Annotated in this window: 12 protein-coding genes; 9 read left to right on the top strand and 3 right to left on the bottom strand. The window is 61.1% G+C overall.

Translation table 11 applies throughout. From position 1 onward, the window contains the following. On the top strand, window positions 1–1,434 hold a 1,434-nt coding region (locus tag ACF8GB_RS10225; protein ID WP_392526964.1), incomplete at its 5' end, for an ATP-binding protein. Between the two features lie 28 nt (window positions 1,435–1,462). On the opposite strand, the gene ACF8GB_RS10220 is transcribed toward ACF8GB_RS10225, so the two are convergent. Continuing rightward, window positions 1,463–2,482, bottom strand: coding sequence for a LacI family DNA-binding transcriptional regulator (locus ACF8GB_RS10220; RefSeq protein ID WP_392526962.1), 1,020 nt, complete (start codon window positions 2,480–2,482; stop codon window positions 1,463–1,465). A gap of 204 nt (window positions 2,483–2,686) precedes the next feature. Here ACF8GB_RS10220 and ACF8GB_RS10215 point away from each other — a divergent pair, with 204 nt between their 5' ends. The 7 genes from ACF8GB_RS10215 (at window position 2,687) to ACF8GB_RS10185 (ending at window position 12,309) form a co-directional block, all read left to right on the top strand. Next, complete coding sequence (locus ACF8GB_RS10215) at window positions 2,687–3,226, top strand: gluconokinase (RefSeq protein WP_058637754.1); 540 nt, start codon at window positions 2,687–2,689, stop codon at window positions 3,224–3,226. A gap of 99 nt (window positions 3,227–3,325) precedes the next feature. After that, window positions 3,326–4,678 (top strand): GntP family permease, encoded by a 1,353-nt coding sequence (locus ACF8GB_RS10210; RefSeq protein ID WP_027914937.1) that lies wholly within the window; start codon window positions 3,326–3,328, stop codon window positions 4,676–4,678. A gap of 86 nt (window positions 4,679–4,764) precedes the next feature. Further along, window positions 4,765–5,052, top strand: a complete 288-nt coding sequence (locus tag ACF8GB_RS10205; protein ID WP_058605015.1) for a hypothetical protein — start codon at window positions 4,765–4,767, stop codon at window positions 5,050–5,052. 170 nt (window positions 5,053–5,222) lie between these two features. Next, a complete protein-coding gene (mexE, locus tag ACF8GB_RS10200; RefSeq protein WP_392526961.1) occupies window positions 5,223–6,464 on the top strand; it encodes a multidrug efflux RND transporter periplasmic adaptor subunit MexE in 1,242 nt (413 codons plus the stop codon). Between the two features lie 12 nt (window positions 6,465–6,476). Next, window positions 6,477–9,656 (top strand): efflux RND transporter permease subunit, encoded by a 3,180-nt coding sequence (locus ACF8GB_RS10195; protein ID WP_392475277.1) that lies wholly within the window; start codon window positions 6,477–6,479, stop codon window positions 9,654–9,656. Further along, a complete protein-coding gene (locus tag ACF8GB_RS10190; RefSeq protein WP_392526960.1) occupies window positions 9,653–11,068 on the top strand; it encodes an efflux transporter outer membrane subunit in 1,416 nt (471 codons plus the stop codon). The genes ACF8GB_RS10195 and ACF8GB_RS10190 overlap by 4 nt, the downstream gene beginning before the upstream one ends. A gap of 185 nt (window positions 11,069–11,253) precedes the next feature. Next, window positions 11,254–12,309 (top strand): hypothetical protein, encoded by a 1,056-nt coding sequence (locus ACF8GB_RS10185; protein WP_392526959.1) that lies wholly within the window; start codon window positions 11,254–11,256, stop codon window positions 12,307–12,309. Between the two features lie 18 nt (window positions 12,310–12,327). Here the strand turns inward: ACF8GB_RS10185 and ACF8GB_RS10180 are convergent, their stop codons facing one another. Further along, a complete protein-coding gene (locus ACF8GB_RS10180; protein ID WP_392526957.1) occupies window positions 12,328–14,298 on the bottom strand; it encodes a response regulator in 1,971 nt (656 codons plus the stop codon). A gap of 393 nt (window positions 14,299–14,691) precedes the next feature. On the opposite strand from ACF8GB_RS10180, the gene ACF8GB_RS10175 reads away from it, so the two are divergent. After that, complete coding sequence (locus tag ACF8GB_RS10175; RefSeq protein WP_058637760.1) at window positions 14,692–15,504, top strand: CSS-motif domain-containing protein; 813 nt, start codon at window positions 14,692–14,694, stop codon at window positions 15,502–15,504. Window positions 15,505–15,519: 15 nt separating this feature from the next. On the opposite strand, the gene hppD is transcribed toward ACF8GB_RS10175, so the two are convergent. Beyond that, complete coding sequence (hppD, locus tag ACF8GB_RS10170; protein WP_392526956.1) at window positions 15,520–16,596, bottom strand: 4-hydroxyphenylpyruvate dioxygenase; 1,077 nt, start codon at window positions 16,594–16,596, stop codon at window positions 15,520–15,522. Window positions 16,597–16,660 lie beyond the last annotated feature (64 nt).

The raw sequence follows: 16,660 nt of genomic DNA, 5'->3' as shown, positions 1-16,660 counted from the left end.
GTGATCGGCTTGTTGGAATTGGCGCTCGAGGACAGTCGCGACGGTCGATGCGATACCCACATGCTCGAGACCGCGCATGAGTCAGCACTGGGTCTGCTAGCGCTGATAGGCGATATTCTTGATATTTCCAGGATCGAATCAGGCCACATCAGTTTGCAGCCGACCCCTACCGACCTGGTGGACTTGGTGCGCGCTACCGTTCGCGTCTTCGAGGGCAATGCGAGGGCCAAGGGCCTTGAGCTTGCCTGTGACCTACCCACCGAACCTATGTGGGTTCAGGTAGATGCTGCGCGCCTGAAGCAGGTGCTGTCGAACCTGATCAGCAATGCGATCAAGTTCACCGACCGTGGTGAAGTCCACACCTCGATGCACACGTCGTTGCAAGGAGAACGCCAGTGCGTCGAGCTTTGTGTCCGCGACTCGGGTATTGGCATAAGTCCTGCGGACCAGGCGCGTCTGTTCAATGCATTCGTTCAGGTCGACGGGCCCCGTGCGCGCCAGGGTACCGGGCTGGGTCTTGTCATTAGCCGGGCTCTTGCCGAGCTCATGGGCGGTACGCTGACGCTGCAAAGTGTCGAAGGCGTGGGCACCAAGGTACAGATCGTGGTGGCCCTGCCCCAGTGCGCCCCTGAGCTCAGTGCCGACAAGCAGGACTCAGCCACGGACCTTGACGTTTGCACGATGAACGTTCTGGTCGTGGACGACTATCCGGCTAACCTGCTGTTGCTTGACCGCCAATTGCGCGCACTGGGGCATCAGGTGACCCAGGCGCAGAACGGCGAAATCGCGCTGCAACTGTGGCGTGAAGCGCACTTTGACGTGGTGATCACCGACTGCAGCATGCCTGTGATGGACGGTCACGAACTGGCTCGCCGTATCCGTGCTCAAGAACGCCGGCAAGGATTGTCGCCCGTAACGATTCTAGGGGTGACCGCCAATGCCCAGGCCGAGGAGCGGGAGCGATGCCTGGCCAGCGGAATGAATGACTGCCTGTTCAAGCCTATCGGCCTGCACGGCCTCAAAGCACACCTGCCCCAGTTGGCTGGCAAGCCGCAAGCAGCCCCTGCACCTGCCCGGCCCGTTGGCTTGAACCTGGCCGAATTACGTCACTTGACCCGCGACGACGACGATTTGATCCGGCATCTGATCGAGCAGTTGTCGCAAAGCGTGGCCGAAGACCTTTCAACGCTGCGTACGCTTGACGGGCGAGCCTCGGATGGCGCACTCAAGGCGTTGGCTCACCGTATCAAGGGTGGGGCCAAAATGCTCAAGGTACGTCACCTGGTTGCCGACTGCGAAGCGCTCGAGCAGGCGCTTGCAGCAGGTGGTCCTGTAGACGACTTGCGTCGCGTACTCCAGGACACCCTGCAAGTGCTGCTGCAAGACCTGATTGCCACCTTGGAGACCATGCCCAAACCACCAGAGCGGAACTGAAGCGGTCGCATCACTTGGGTGTTGAATCTCAGGAGCTTTCTCGCACCATCAACTCAAACCCCAGGTCCTGCCGGGCTGGCGTGACGGCTTTGCCATCGAGCAGCGTCAACAATGCCTGGGCGGCGACCCGCCCCACCGCAGCCCTTGGCGTGCGAATGGAAGTAAGCCTGGGCACCATGTGCGCCGAAGCCGGCAGATCGTTGAAGCCAACCATGGCAACCTGCTGCGGGACATTGATGCCCTGGCGCAGCGCTTGAAGCACAGCGCCCTGGGCGAGGTCATCGTTGCAAAAGAAGATACCGTCCACTGCCGGCGCCTGCCTGATCAGGCGGCTGAACAGCTCACCGCCGAGTGCGATGGACGACGGTGCTGGGGTCAGGACCTCTCGCTCGGCCGCGTGCAACCCAGCTTCGGCCAACGCCTGACGAAAGCCCTCGGCCCGCTGCATGACCCGGGGATCGAGCTGTGCCGCAATGAATCCAGGCCGTGTGCAACCACGTTCGATCAGGTGTTGAGCCGCGGCCCGGCCCGCTTGGTGCTGGGAAAAGCCTACCGCCAACGCGTCGGCATCCCCATCCAGTTCCATCATGTGAACGCAGGGGACGCCACTGGCCGTGAGCATCTGACGTGAAGCGTCAGTGCGATCGAAACCCGTCAGCAGCATCCCACAGGGCTGATAGGCCAGATAGTTGCGGATGAGGTTTTCTTCCTCGGCGGTATCGTAGTGGTAGTTGCCGATCAGCACCTCCAGCGCTCGTGGGCGCATCACATCATGGATGGCTTCGAGGGTGTCGATGAACAACTGGTTGGACAGTGACGGTATGAGCACCACGACCGAGTGGCTGCGGGCAGAAGCCAAAGCCCGGGCGGCTGGATTGGCCACGTAGCCAAGGGTCGTGGCCGCAGCCATGACCTTGGCAGCGAGTTCAGGGGCCACGGTCGTGACGCCGCGCAAGGCCCGGGATGCAGTTATGGGGGAAACCCCGGACATTCTGGCGACTTCAGCCAGGGTGGGACGACCAGTAGTGCGCGAACCAATGCGGACCATAATGTTGTAATTTTACTACTTGCAAGGACTGGGAACGGCCTCTAAGGTAGCGCTGTCTCAGGACGTAGGCAACGGCTGTTTGCACGTTGCCCTCAGGTGATTGCCGCACGGCGTCCATACTGCGTAAGCACAAGATCAATAACACTGGGGAGACTGCGCTGCCAGAGCTTAAGACAGCGCTGTCCCACCCTGCAGGAGGTACAGATGAATTCCCCACTGCCCGCCATCGTGGTCATGGGTGTGGCCGGCTGCGGCAAGAGCTGCATCGCATCGGCCATCGCCGCCTACAGCGGCGGGCACCTGATCGAAGGTGACGCTTTTCACCCGCAGGCCAATATCGACAAGATGAGCGCCGGTATCCCCCTGGATGACAATGACCGTGCTGGTTGGCTGGTCCGTCTGGGCGAGGAAATGCAAGCGATAAGTCAGGCCGGCACTCGACCGATTCTCACCTGTTCCGCACTCAAGCGCAGCTACCGCGACACGCTGCGTTGCGCGATGCCTGGGCTGATGTTCGTCTTTCTTGAGCTCACCCCTGACCAGGCTAAGCAAAGGGTTCTGGCGCGACCAGGGCATTTCATGCCGGCTAGCCTCATCCAGAGCCAGTTCGCCGCCCTTGAGCCACCCTACGATGAACCGCTTACCCTGACACTGGATGCCACCCAGCCGATCGTTGCGCTCGCCGAGGCGGTAGACGGCTGGCTCAAGCGCTGCGCCGAGCACAGTGTTGCGCAGACTGCCTGAGCCTACTCGCACTTCGCATCGCCAAGACAGCGCTGTCTTACCAACGACTTACCCACCAAGCTCCGCCAAAAACAACGATAAGACCGAGGCCTACACACCATGTTCGGACTGGCTACTGATACCTTCCTGCTCCTCGACGCGTTGGTTACCATCGTCGGGCTGATTCTGCTTATCACCCATTTCAAGGTGCACCCCTTCGTCGCCCTCACCCTGGCTGCCGGTTTCCTTGGCCTGACCTCTGGCATGCCGGTAGCCAAGGTCATGAAGTCGTTCCAGGACGGCTTCGGAGGCGTGCTGGGGTTCGTCGGCATCGTGCTCGCACTGGGGACGATGCTGGGCAAGCTGATGGCCGATTCCGGCGGGGCTGACCAGATCGCTCAAACCCTGATCAGGGCCTTTGGCAAGAAGAACGTGCATTGGGCGATGATGTTCGCTGCCTTTCTGGTGGGTATTCCGCTGTTCTTCGAGATCGGTTTCGTCCTGCTCATCCCCCTGGTCTTCATCGTCGCGCGGCGCTCCGGGGTCTCGCTGATCAAGATCGGTATCCCTTTGCTGGCAGGCCTATCGGTCGTGCACGGCCTGGTACCGCCGCACCCAGGGCCGTTGCTGGCCATCGGCATCTTCCACGCCGACATCGGCAAGACCATCTTCTATGGCCTGATCGTGGCCCTGCCCACAGCCATTATCGCCGGCCCCCTGTTCGGCAACTTCATCTCGCGCTATATCCCCGGGCACCCTTCCCAGGAGCTGATGGACCAGATCGCCAAGGAATCGGACCAGGCCAACCTGCCGAGCTTCAGCGTCACCTTGATTACCGTGTTGCTGCCGGTGGTACTGATGCTGCTCAAGACCTTCGCCGACGTGGTGCTGCCTGCCGAGCACATCGTGCGCCAATGGATGGACCTGATCGGGCACCCTATCACTGCATTGCTCGCCGCCTTGCTGCTGGCGTTCTACACCTTTGGCTCGGCGCGCGGTTTCAATCGCCAACAGATCATGAAGATGCTCGATCACAGCCTCGCGCCCACGGCTGCGATTGTCCTGATTGTTGGCGCCGGCGGCGGCTTCAAGCAAATGCTGGTCGATACTGGCGTTGGCAACGTGATCGGGCAAATGGCTGTGCAAGCCGAGATCTCGCCGATTCTGCTAGCCTGGTTGGTCGCTGCGGTCATTCGAATCGCCACGGGGTCTGCCACCGTGGCGACCATTACCGGCGCAGGGATCGTGGCACCTGTGATCGACCTGGTGCCTGGGGTGAACCGTGAACTGCTGGTGCTGGCGACCGGTGCCGGGTCGCTGATTCTGTCCCATGTCAACGATGCCGGGTTCTGGCTGGTCAAGCAGTACTTCAACATGACCGTGGCCGAGACCTTCAAAACCTGGAGCATGATGGAGACCCTGCTGTCAGTGGTCGGCATCGTGTTCATCATGGCGCTGTCGCTGGTGGTGTGACCGTTGATCGGGGTGCTGGCACTTTGAACTGCCGGGCAAGGCCAAAAGGTTACGAACCTGCCCTGCCCGTCGCTAAGGAGATTGCCATGAATCGCCCCAGCATCCTGCTGCTTGCCCTGCTCGCCTCACCCCTGGCCCTCGCTGCCGGGACCGGGCCTACTTACCCGGATGACCCACACAACCAGGCACCCAAGCCAGGCGCAGACAGCACGCTCAACCCGATTGAAAAGCCTATGCCCCGTGATACGGATCCAAGGCTACAGGGCAACGATCCAGACAGCCCGCCAGCCCAGCAGAACGACAACCAGGATTTACCAGGCATGGACGGCACTGGCTCGGAAGGCACAACCGGCAAGGGTGCAAGCCAGCCCTGATCTGTTGGGGGCGCCTGTAGCGCCCCATCGCAGCTGCCGTATCGCCAGAAGGCGATAAGCGACGGGTTCATATCATTCGCCATGATATTAACCTTCAGCCCATTCGATTCGTTCCCTGCGCGCAACACACTCACACTCCGCCCATTCCTAATATATTGGCGGAGTTCTCCATGGAGCAGTCACTCAAACCTTTCGGCGTCCCACTTGCAGCCCTTGCAGTGGTAGCGCTCGGCGCTTGCAGCAAAACCCCCGATGCCGCGCAGGCCCCGGCGGCTCCAAAGGTCACCGTGGCCAAGGTGATCGAGCAGCCGATCAACGAATGGGACGAGTTCACCGGGCGCCTGGAAGCGCCGGAAACCGTCGAGGTGCGCCCCCGTGTCTCGGGTCAGATCGACCAGGTGGCGTTCACCGAAGGCGCCCAGGTGCGCAAAGGTGACCTGCTGTTCCAGATCGACCCACGGCCGTTCCAGGCCGAGGTCCGCCGCCTTGAGGCCCAACTGCAGCAAGCCAAGGCCAGTGCCATTCGAAGCGCCAGCGAAGCCCGCCGGGGCGAGCGGCTACGAGACAGCAATGCCATCTCCGCCGAACTGGCAGAATCACGCAACAGCGCTGCGGCCGAAGCACGCGCCGGCGTAGATGCCATCCAGGCGCAACTTGACCTGGCACGTCTGAACCTGAGCTTCACCCGGGTCACCTCCCCTATCAACGGCCGCGTGAGCCGCGCGCAGTTCACCGCCGGCAACATCGTCACTGCCGACGTTACGCCTCTGACCAGCGTGGTCTCCACCGACAAGGTGTACGCCTATTTCGATGCTGACGAACGCGTTTACCTCAAGTACACGCAGCTGGCCCGCCAAGGCCAGCGCGGGCAAAGCACACCGGTCTACCTGGGCCTGACCAACGAGACTGGCAACCCGCATCTAGGGCAGATGAACTTCGTCGACAACCAGGTCAACCCACGCACCGGCACCATTCGTGGCCGGGCCGTGTTCGACAACAAGCGCGGTGAATTCACCCCTGGCCTGTATGCACGCCTGAAACTGGTCGGCAGCGCACAGTACGATGCTGTGCTGATCAACGATGAAGCGGTGGGCACCGATCTGGGCAAGAAGTTCGTGCTGGTCATGGACAAGGACAACAAGGCGGCCTACCGCGCTGTCGAGCTGGGGCCAAAGCTCGAGGGCTTGCGCATCGTGCGCAGCGGGCTAGCCAAGGACGATCGCATCGTCGTCAGGGGCCTGCAGCGCGTGCGCCCGGGCTCTCAGGTCACTCCTGAAGAAGCGCCCATGGCCAGCGAGCAGACACTGGCCGCACTCGCCCAGCAACGTCAGGCGCTGGAAGCGAGCACCGGCACAGCCAAAGTGGCCGGCACCACCAACCAGGGCGCCAGCGCCCCTGCGCCGCGCGGTTGAGGAACCCCACCGATGAACTTCTCCAAATTCTTCATCACACGGCCCATCTTCGCGGCGGTGCTGTCACTGGTGCTGCTGATCGCCGGCTCCATATCGCTGTTCCAGTTGCCCATTAGCGAATACCCCGAAGTCGTACCGCCCACGGTCGTCGTGCGCGCCAACTTCCCGGGTGCCAACCCCAAGGTCATCGGCGAAACCGTCGCCGCACCCCTGGAGCAAGCCATCACCGGGGTCGAGAACATGCTCTACATGTCTTCGCAGTCCACCGCCGATGGCAAGCTGACCCTGACCATCACCTTCGCCTTGGGGACCGATCTGGACAATGCCCAGGTACAGGTGCAGAACCGTGTGACCCGCACGCAGCCCAAGCTGCCCGAGGAAGTGACCCGTATCGGTATCACGGTGGACAAGGCCTCGCCCGACCTGACCATGGTCGTGCACCTGACCTCACCGGACAACCGCTATGACATGCTCTACCTGTCCAACTACGCCATCTTGAACATCAAGGACGAGCTGGCGCGGCTAGGCGGTGTGGGTGATGTGCAACTGTTTGGCATGGGCGATTATTCTTTGCGCGTGTGGCTGGACCCTAACAAGACCGCCTCGCGCAACCTGACGGCCACCGATGTGGTTACCGCGATTCGCGAGCAGAACCGCCAGGTGGCTGCGGGACAGCTGGGCGCTCCGCCCGCACCAGGCTCCACCAGCTTCCAGCTCTCGATCAACACCCAGGGTCGCCTGGTCAATGAGGAAGAATTCGAGAACATCATCATCCGGGCCGGCGCGGACGGTGAAATCACGCGCCTGAAGGATATCGCTCGCGTCGAACTGGGCTCCAGCCAGTACGCCCTGCGCTCGCTGCTAAACAACCAGCCCGCCGTGGCCATCCCGATCTTCCAGCGCCCAGGCTCGAACGCCATCGAGATCTCCGATGAAGTGCGCGCGAAGATGGCGGAATTGAAGAAAGACTTCCCCGAAGGCATGGACTACAGCATCGTCTACGACCCCACCGTGTTCGTGCGCGGCTCGATCGAGGCGGTGGTGCACACGCTGTTCGAAGCACTGGTGTTAGTCGTGCTGGTGGTCATCCTGTTCCTGCAGACCTGGCGCGCATCGATCATTCCGTTGCTGGCCGTGCCGGTATCGCTGATCGGCACCTTTGCCGTGATGCACCTGTTCGGCTTCTCGCTCAACGCCCTTTCCTTGTTCGGATTAGTGTTGGCAATCGGCATCGTGGTCGATGACGCCATCGTGGTGGTGGAAAACGTCGAGCGCAACATCGGGCTGGGCCTCAAACCGCTCGAGGCCACGCAAAAAGCCATGAGCGAGGTGACAGGCCCGATCATCGCCACCGCCTTGGTGTTGTGCGCGGTGTTCGTCCCTGCAGCGTTCATCTCGGGGCTGACCGGGCAGTTCTACAAGCAGTTTGCCCTGACCATTGCGATCTCTACGGTGATCTCGGCGTTCAACTCGCTGACACTGTCCCCTGCCTTGGCGGCGGTGTTGCTCAAAGACCATCATGCACCCCGGGACACCTTCTCGCGGCTGCTGGACAAGTTGCTGGGCAGCTGGCTTTTTGCGCCGTTCAATCGCTTCTTCGACCGCGCCAGCCATCGCTACGTAGGCGGTGTTCGCCGAGTGATTCGCTCCAGTGGCATCGCGCTATTCGTCTATGCCGGTTTGATGGGCCTGACCTACCTGGGTTTCTCCTCCACGCCAACGGGTTTCGTACCTGCCCAGGATAAGCAATACCTGGTGGCTTTCGCCCAGCTGCCAGATGCCGCCAGCCTTGACCGCACCGAAGCGGTGATCAAGCGCATGAGCGAGATTGCCCTCAAGCAACCGGGCGTGGCGGACTCTGTCGCGTTCCCGGGCCTTTCGATCAACGGCTTCACCAACAGCCCCAACAGCGGCATCGTGTTCACTCCCCTCAAGCCCTTCGACGAACGCAAGGACCCCAGCCAGTCGGCAGCTGCCATCGCCGCGGCGTTGAACGCCCAGTTCGCGGACATTCAGGACGCCTACATCGCGATCTTCCCGCCGCCGCCCGTGCAAGGTCTGGGTACCATCGGTGGCTTCCGCCTGCAGATTGAGGACCGTGGCAACCTGGGTTACGAAGCGCTGTACAAGGAAACCCAGAACATCATTGCCAAGAGCCATGAGGTGCCAGAGCTCGCGGGCCTGTTCACCAGCTACCAGGTCAATGTGCCGCAGGTCGACGCGGCCATTGATCGCGAGAAAGCCAAGACCCACGGCGTGGCCATCAACGATATCTTCGACACCCTGCAGGTGTACCTGGGGTCGCTGTACACCAACGACTTCAACCGGTTCGGACGTACCTACCAGGTCAACGTGCAGGCCGAGCAGCAGTTCCGACTCGACGCCGAGCAGATCGGCCAACTGAAGGTGCGCAACAACCGGGGCGAGATGATCCCACTGGCCACGTTCCTCAAGGTTACCGACACCTCCGGGCCCGACCGCGTGATGCACTATAACGGCTTCATCACCGCGGAAATCAATGGCGCAGCGGCGCCCGGATACAGTTCAGGCCAGGCCGAAGCAGCCATCGAGAAACTTCTGAAGCAGGAACTGCCCAACGGCATGACCTTCGAGTGGACGGACCTGACCTACCAGCAGATCCTCTCGGGCAACACTGCGCTGTTCGTGTTCCCGTTGTGCGTGCTGTTGGCGTTCCTGGTACTGGCCGCCCAGTACGAGAGCTGGAGCCTGCCCTTGGCCGTGATCCTGATCGTGCCGATGACGCTGCTCTCGGCCATCACCGGGGTCATTGTCTCGGGAGGCGACAACAACATATTCACCCAGATCGGGCTCATCGTCCTGGTGGGGCTTGCCTGCAAGAACGCCATCCTGATCGTCGAGTTCGCCAAGGACGAGCAAGCCAAAGGCCTCGATCCCCTGGCTGCGGTGCTCGAAGCCTGCCGTCTGCGCTTGCGCCCGATCCTGATGACGTCCATCGCGTTCATCATGGGTGTCGTACCGCTGGTGTTCAGCTCGGGCGCGGGCTCGGAGATGCGTCATGCCATGGGCGTGGCGGTGTTCTCCGGGATGATCGGCGTCACGGTGTTCGGCCTGTTCCTGACGCCGGTGTTCTTCTTCCTGATCCGCCGTTTTGTCGAGCGACGTCAGGCCCGCAAGGCCGAGCGCGTCCATCCGCTGGAGAACCCTGCATGAATCTGTTCAAACACCTGACACCGAGCCTGCTCAGCCTGGCCCTGGCGGCTTGCGCGGTGGGACCTGATTACCAGGCTCCGGCCACTGCTCCAGCCCAGCTGGAGGTCGACGCCCAAGCCAAGGCCTATGACCGCACCCATTTCGAAAGCCTGTGGTGGAAACAGTTCGACGACCCTACCCTGAACCAACTGGTGCAGGCCTCGTTGGAGGGCAACCGAGATCTACGGGTCGCTTTCGCACGGCTTAAGTCCGCCAGGGCAATACGGGACGATGCCGAAAACGATCAGTTCCCGGTCGTGACAAGCCGTGCCAGCAGTGAAGTGGGTAAAGGCCAAGTGCCTGGCCAGACCGACCACCGAGTCAATGCCGAGCGCTATGACTTGGGCTTGGATATGGCATGGGAAGTCGACCTGTTCGGGCGAATTTCCCGCCAGATCGAAGCCAGCCAGGCTCAGGAAGCGGCAGCGGCGGCCGACCTTCAGCAACTTCAGGTCAGTCTCATCGCCGAGCTGGTCGACGCTTATGGCCAGCTGCGCGGCGCACAACTGCGTGAACACATTGCCTTGGCTAACCTCAAGACGCAGCAACAGTCACGTACCATCACTGAAACGTTGCGCGATGCCGGGGTGGGTAATGAACTGGACGTGGTGCGGGCCGACGCGCGCCTGGCAGGGGTTGAAGCCAGTGTGCCGCAGTTGCAGGCTCAACAGGCCAGATCGCGGCATCGCATCGCCACCTTGCTGGGCCGTCGGCCTGACGCAATCGGTGTGGACCTTTCGCCCAAGGCCCTGCCAGCCATTGCCAAATCCCTGCCTGTAGGCGATCCGGGTGAACTGCTGCGCCGCCGTCCGGACATCCGCAGCGCCGAACGCCAGCTTGCTGCGGCCACCGCCAACGTCGGGGTGGCGACGGCAGATCTGTTTCCCCGGGTGAGCCTTAGCGGTTTCCTGGGCTTCACCGCAGCGCGCGGCTCTCAGCTCGGCTCCTCGGCAGCGGGCGCCTGGGGGTTGGGCCCCAGCATTACCTGGGCGGCGTTTGACCTGGGTAGCGTGAGGGCACGGCTGCGCGGCGCCAAGGCCGACGCGCAAGGCGCGCTGGCCAAGTATGAGCAGCAGGTACTGTTGGCGCTGGAAGAGTCGGCCAACGCGTTCAGCGACTACGACAAGATCCAGCAGCGCCTGCTGTCGCTGATGCGTCAGAGCGAAGCCAGCCGCAAGGCGGCCGACCTGGCGTCGATCCGCTACCGCGAGGGGTCAGTCGATTATCTGGTGCTGCTCGATGCCGAGCGCGAGCGCCTGAGTGCGGAAGATGCGCAGGCGCTAGGCGAGGTGGACCTCTATCGAGGAATCGTTTCGATCTACAAGGCACTCGGTGGCGGCTGGCAACCCGACACGGTGGCCAGTTCGCACTGAGCAGCCCCACAGGCTCCTTTGGTGGGTCCATGACCGACCGTTTGCCCCGCCGATTCAGTTCTGCGGGGCTTTTTTTGCTCAGGCTTGGGGTTTCACGCCCAGCCCGCCACACGCGTGCCCAGCCCCGGTTGCATTTGCCCGTAGGCTGGCCCAAGCTTTGCCACTCCTGACACACGGACCGTCCGATGCCAAGACGTACCCGCTACCTGATTGCACTGCTAGCGTTGATGATGCTGTCAGCGCTGTTCGGCTATCTGTGGCGCGACGTGGAGCCTGAACAGCCAGCCCTGCCCCCGCACAGTTACGTGAAGGCACTGCGCCAGGCCCATGACGGTCAGCCCGGCGCTGCACGGGTCTTGTACCAACAGCTGCAGCGCCGTGACCTACCGGCCATCCGCCGAGCGGCCCTGTATGCCGAGCTCCCCAACTACCCGTCTGCGCAAGCCTTCAAGCTGGCCCAGGCAGACCTGAACCATGCCGATGCCATCGTACGCCGCGCCGCCGTGTCCGCGATCAGCCGCCTGCTGCCTGGGCCTCAGCGGAGCCTGGTACTTGGCCCCCTGCTCGAAGACAGCGATCAGAGCGTTCGTTTTGCGGCCGTAGGGGCGCTGCTGGGCGTGGACCCTGACAGCATGGGCCTTTACATCCGCGCCTTGCACCAAGCCATTCAAGCGCAGGAACAGGTTCTGCTCGCCCAGCCCCAGGACGTCGATGCTCAGGTCCAGCTTGCCCGCCTGTACCTGCACGAGGACGAGTATGCCAAGGCGGGCGCTGCCATCGAGCGGGCATTGGCAGGCGATGACAGTAACCTCGATGCCGTGGCGTTGAAGGTGACCTTGCTTGAGCGCCAAGGGGCGCAGGATGCTTCACGTCAGGTGCTGGCCGATGCGCTGGCAGCAAACCCCGATTCGGCGTTCTTGCAGCATGAGCTCGGCCGTTGGCTGATTCGTCACGACCAGCAGGAGTACGCACTGCTGGCGCTGTCACGGGCGGTGGAACTAGAGCCGGAGAATGCCGAGTATCGTCTGAGCCTTGCCAAGACCCTGCATGATCTTGAGCAACTGGATGCGGCCCAAAGGCAGTTGGAAGCCATTCTGAGCAGGACGCCCGCCAATCGGCAAGCCAGAGTCCTGCTGATCGAGTACTGGAAAGAGTCCGGGCAGTTGCAGAATGTGCAGGTGCTGCTCGCCGAACTCGAGCGCCAGAACCCGGATGATCCTTATCTGCAGAAAGACCTTTAGGCATACGGCAGCCCCGTATCAGTTGTCGATCATCTCCAGTACCTGCTCCACCAGCTGCGCCAGCTGGAACGGCTTGCGCAGAAGTGCCGTTCCGGGCTGTTGAATGGAGTCTGACTCGATCTCTTGCAGGGCATAGCCTGTGATGAACAGAATTTTTTGTTCGGGCTTGAGCATGCGCATGGCCCTGGCCACTTGCCTGCCACTGAAGCTGCCGGGTAACCCGATGTCGGTAACCACCAGATCGAACGGCTCATCCTGGCGAAAGCGCTGCAGAGCGCTATTGGCATCTGCGGCATCGGTGACATCGAAGCCAGATTCAAGCAAATATTCGCGCATCACCGTACGCAGGTTCAATTCATCGTCTACCAGCAATACACGCTCGCCGCTCCCCACCCGACCCGGGCTTTTGCGGCCGACGGGCGCTTCGTGAACGGCCTCAAAGCAGCGGGGGAACAGCATGCTCACCTTGGTCCCCTCGCCCACTGCAGACTCGATCCACGCATAGCCACCCGATTGACGTACGAAACCATAGACCATCGACAGCCCCAGCCCAGCACCCCGACCTGGAGGCTTGCTGGTGAAGAAGGGTTCGAAAGCCCTGGCCACGTCGCTGGCCGGCATGCCATGACCTTCATCGGCGACATGCACGGCCACATAGTCGCCCGCAGGCAGTCCTGTTTCATCCGGAAAAGGCACGCTCAGCCGTTCGTTGACGCTCCGAACTGTCACGGTGCCCTTGCCAAGGCATGCCTCGCGCGCATTGGCGCACAGGCACAGCAGTGCGTTTTCCAATGCCGCAACGTCCAAGGACACGACCCAGGATGCGACGTCCAGTTGCCAGTCAATGTGCATCTCGGGGCCCAGAGCGCTCAGCAGCAGTGGCTCGCTTAGGCGTAGTTGGCGATTGAGATGAAGCGGTCTCGGGGCCGACGGCCGATCACGAGAGAAAGCGAGTAGGCGTTGAGTCAGCTCCATGGCGCGTAGCACCGAATCACGAGAAAGCTTCACGTACTCCTCTACACGTTCCAGGCGCCCTTCCTGGAGCCGCAGTTGCAGTAACTCCAGCCCACCCCCAATGCCTGCTAGCAGGTTGTTCATCTCGTTGCCCATGCCGCCGGCCAACTGCCCCACCGCCTCCATGCGCTCGGTGTTACGCATCAACATGCGGGACTGACGCATGGCGTCTTCGCGTGCGCCGGTGATGTCTCGCCCAACGATGGTCACCAATATCGCACCCACTCGCGCACTCCAGCTGAACCAGTGGTAGTGACCCTCACGGTGCCGCAAGCGTGTCTCGATCGGGTGGGTATCGTTGCGATGCAGCAGCGATTCAATCGCTAGCTGGACCTGCGCAAGGTCTGCAGGATGGACCAGGGACAGAATGGGCAAGTGCTGCACCTGCTCCAGCTCCCATCCTAGAAGGCTTAGCCAGGTGGGATTGACATTGTGCAGCTTGAGGTCGGGGGTGACCGTCATCATGGCGTCGCTTGAGAGCTGCCAGAGCCTTTCCAGCTCACTGACATGAGAGGCAATCTGCCTCTCCAAAGACTTGGCCAGGCTTCGCCAATGCTCACGCCCTCCTTTGTTCGCACTGGTTTCGATAACTGTATGGACAAACCCTGCAACCTCCCCCAGCTCATCGTTCAGTGGGGTATAACCCAAGGCGCACCAAGGTCCTTCAGCGTGATCGCAATGACCGACGCGTACTGGCGCTTCTTCGATAAAACTGGAACGGCCCGCTAGCGCGTCGAACACATACGGGCCCAGACTCTCCCATTGGTCGTGCCACAGCGTATCGAAACGCGCGCCCAATGTGCCTGCCGCCCCCTTGAGCGCCACATAGGCGTCGTTGGGGATGACTGTCAGCTGATTGCCCCACACCACTGCACACGGAAAAGGTGAGTGACACATTGTATCGACGGCGATGCGCAGGCAGGCAGGCCAGTGTGGCAAGGCCCCTAGCGCCGTTTGCGACCAATCGAAGCGCATCACCTGTTCCTTCAAATCGCCCGAGAGTGCGCGTTTGGACAGCTCCCTTGCGACCGATGCGGTTGGGGCTCTAGTTCCTTTTTTGCCGACCAATGTGATTCTCCGTCATAAAGCAAAGGCTGTGGTCTGGATGTGGGCCTACGCACAGGGCTCGTGCGACGTGTCACGTTAGCATAGGCCAACGCCACACAATGACCTCCCTGCCCCGGATGCGCCGATGCGAGCGCGTCGATCGGCTGCGATACCGTTTAGATAAACGGATGACAGCTACACCAAGCCTAACCAAATCCCACACTTTCACGGCTCTCCCCCTACAGTGCCGCTTTTGACAACGACCTAGGATCAAACCAGCCGCCCATCCTGGGCAGCGCGAGGCTTGAGGAACGGTTATCAATGGACAAGTTCGTGCATGCGGGACGTAGCCTGCTTGAGTTGGTACTGCTGATGGCAGTAGGTCTGGTACCTGTCTTTTCGGGACTGCTGGTCATTAACTATCAGCAGGAGGCCAAGCTAGAAGAGAACGCTGAAGTGTCGGTGCGCGAGGCGGTTTTCAGCGTCGATCAAGCCCTGGACCGTGTGCATGAGGTCGCCATGAGTACGCTGCCACTAGCAGGTCAGCCTTGCAGTAGGATCAAACGCGCCCTGGTCGACCAAGTGACCAGCCGTTCAATGCTCAGGTCGCTCGCAGTTATCGAGGACGGCAAGGCCTATTGCAACTCCGCATCGGACTCGCTTGAAGTGCTGACTGAAATCGCCTCGACGGGAGAGTTCTTGACATTCGATCACCAAATGCTGGATGCGCAGGGCTATCTGTTGATGAACATGCACTTGCAAGGTGAGAGAACAGGCGTGATTGCAACAAGCTTTCCGATACAATTACGCTCTGAACTTGACGCTTTCAAAGACGGACTCACACTCGTGCTCGAGTTTGACAAGCACGCCGTATGGAAGGATGGCGATAGCCTGCACGGTGAAAGGCCTTCTGTCGCCGAATTTACCCATGAACTGGCATCCACTCATTACCCTTACCGGGTGGTGGGTGGCTATCCCGAGGGTTACATCGCCCAGGAAATCCGCACGGCCGTGTTCAACGTGCTCCCTTCATTGATGCTGGTGGGGCTCATGACGGGGTCGGTAATTTACGTGGTGTTGGGCAAGATGCGCGTCAGGCAGCGAGACAGTGCCGTCGATCGCCCAGGACGATGACGGCACTGCCGGCCATTACTCGACGCTCAGCACGCCACGGCGTACCTGGTCCCGCTCGATGGACTCGAACAGCGCCTTGAAGTTGCCTTCGCCGAAACCATCGTCACCCTTGCGCTGGATGAACTCGAAGAACACCGGCCCCAGCAGCGTTTCAGAGAAAATCTGCAACAACAATCGTTTGTCCCCGGCTTGTGCTGCTCCGTCCAGCAAAATGCCACGTGCCTGAAGCTGATCCACCGGCTCACCATGGTCAGGGAGGCGCTCGGGAAGCATTTCGTAGTAGGTCTGCGGTGGCGGGGTCATGAAACGCATACCCAGACCCTTGAGAGCATCCCAGGTCTTGACCAGGTCGTCGGTCGAAAATGCGACATGCTGGATGCCTTCGCCATTGAACTGCATCAGAAACTCTTCGATCTGCCCCGCTCCCTTGGAGGATTCTTCATTGAGCGGAATCCGAATCATGCCGTCGGGCGCAGTCATGGCCTTTGAGGTCAAACCCGTGTATTCGCCCTTGATGTCGAAGTAGCGTATTTCGCGGAAGTTGAACAACTTCTCGTAGAAGCCGGCCCAATAGGCCATGCGCCCGCGATACACGTTATGGGTCAGGTGGTCGATGACCTTCAGGCCCGCACCGGTCGGGTGGCGATCCACGCCGTCAATGAAATTGAAGTCGATGTCATAGATCGAGCTGCCTTCCTCGAAACGGTCGATCAGGTAAAGCGGGGCACCACCAATGCCCTTGATCGCCGGAAGACGCAGTTCCATGGGACCTGTTTCGATCTCGACCGGCTGAGCGCCCAGGTTGAGAGCGCGGGCGTACGCGTCGTGAGCGTTGCGCACACGAAAGGCCATGCCGCAGATAGACGGGCCATGCTCGGCGGCGAAATACGACGCTACGCTTCTGGGTTCATTGTTCAGGATCAGGTTGATGTCGCCCTGTCGATACAGGTGCACATCCTTGGAGCGGTGGGTGGCCACCTTGGTGAAGCCCAACATCTGGAATACAGGCTCCAGAACACCGGGGGTAGGCGAAGCCAATTCGATGAACTCAAAGCCCATCAAACCCATAGGATTGTCGAAAATATCAGCCATGTGCGTGTCCTCATCTGCAGCGAATTCAATGTTTGCCTGGGATGTCGAACAGCGCTGGCGGGGA

This window comes from Pseudomonas sp. xss_4, assembly GCF_043104125.1.
GTDB lineage: Bacteria > Pseudomonadota > Gammaproteobacteria > Pseudomonadales > Pseudomonadaceae > Aquipseudomonas > Aquipseudomonas parafulva_B.
This window is presented reverse-complemented; position numbering and strand designations above follow the sequence as displayed.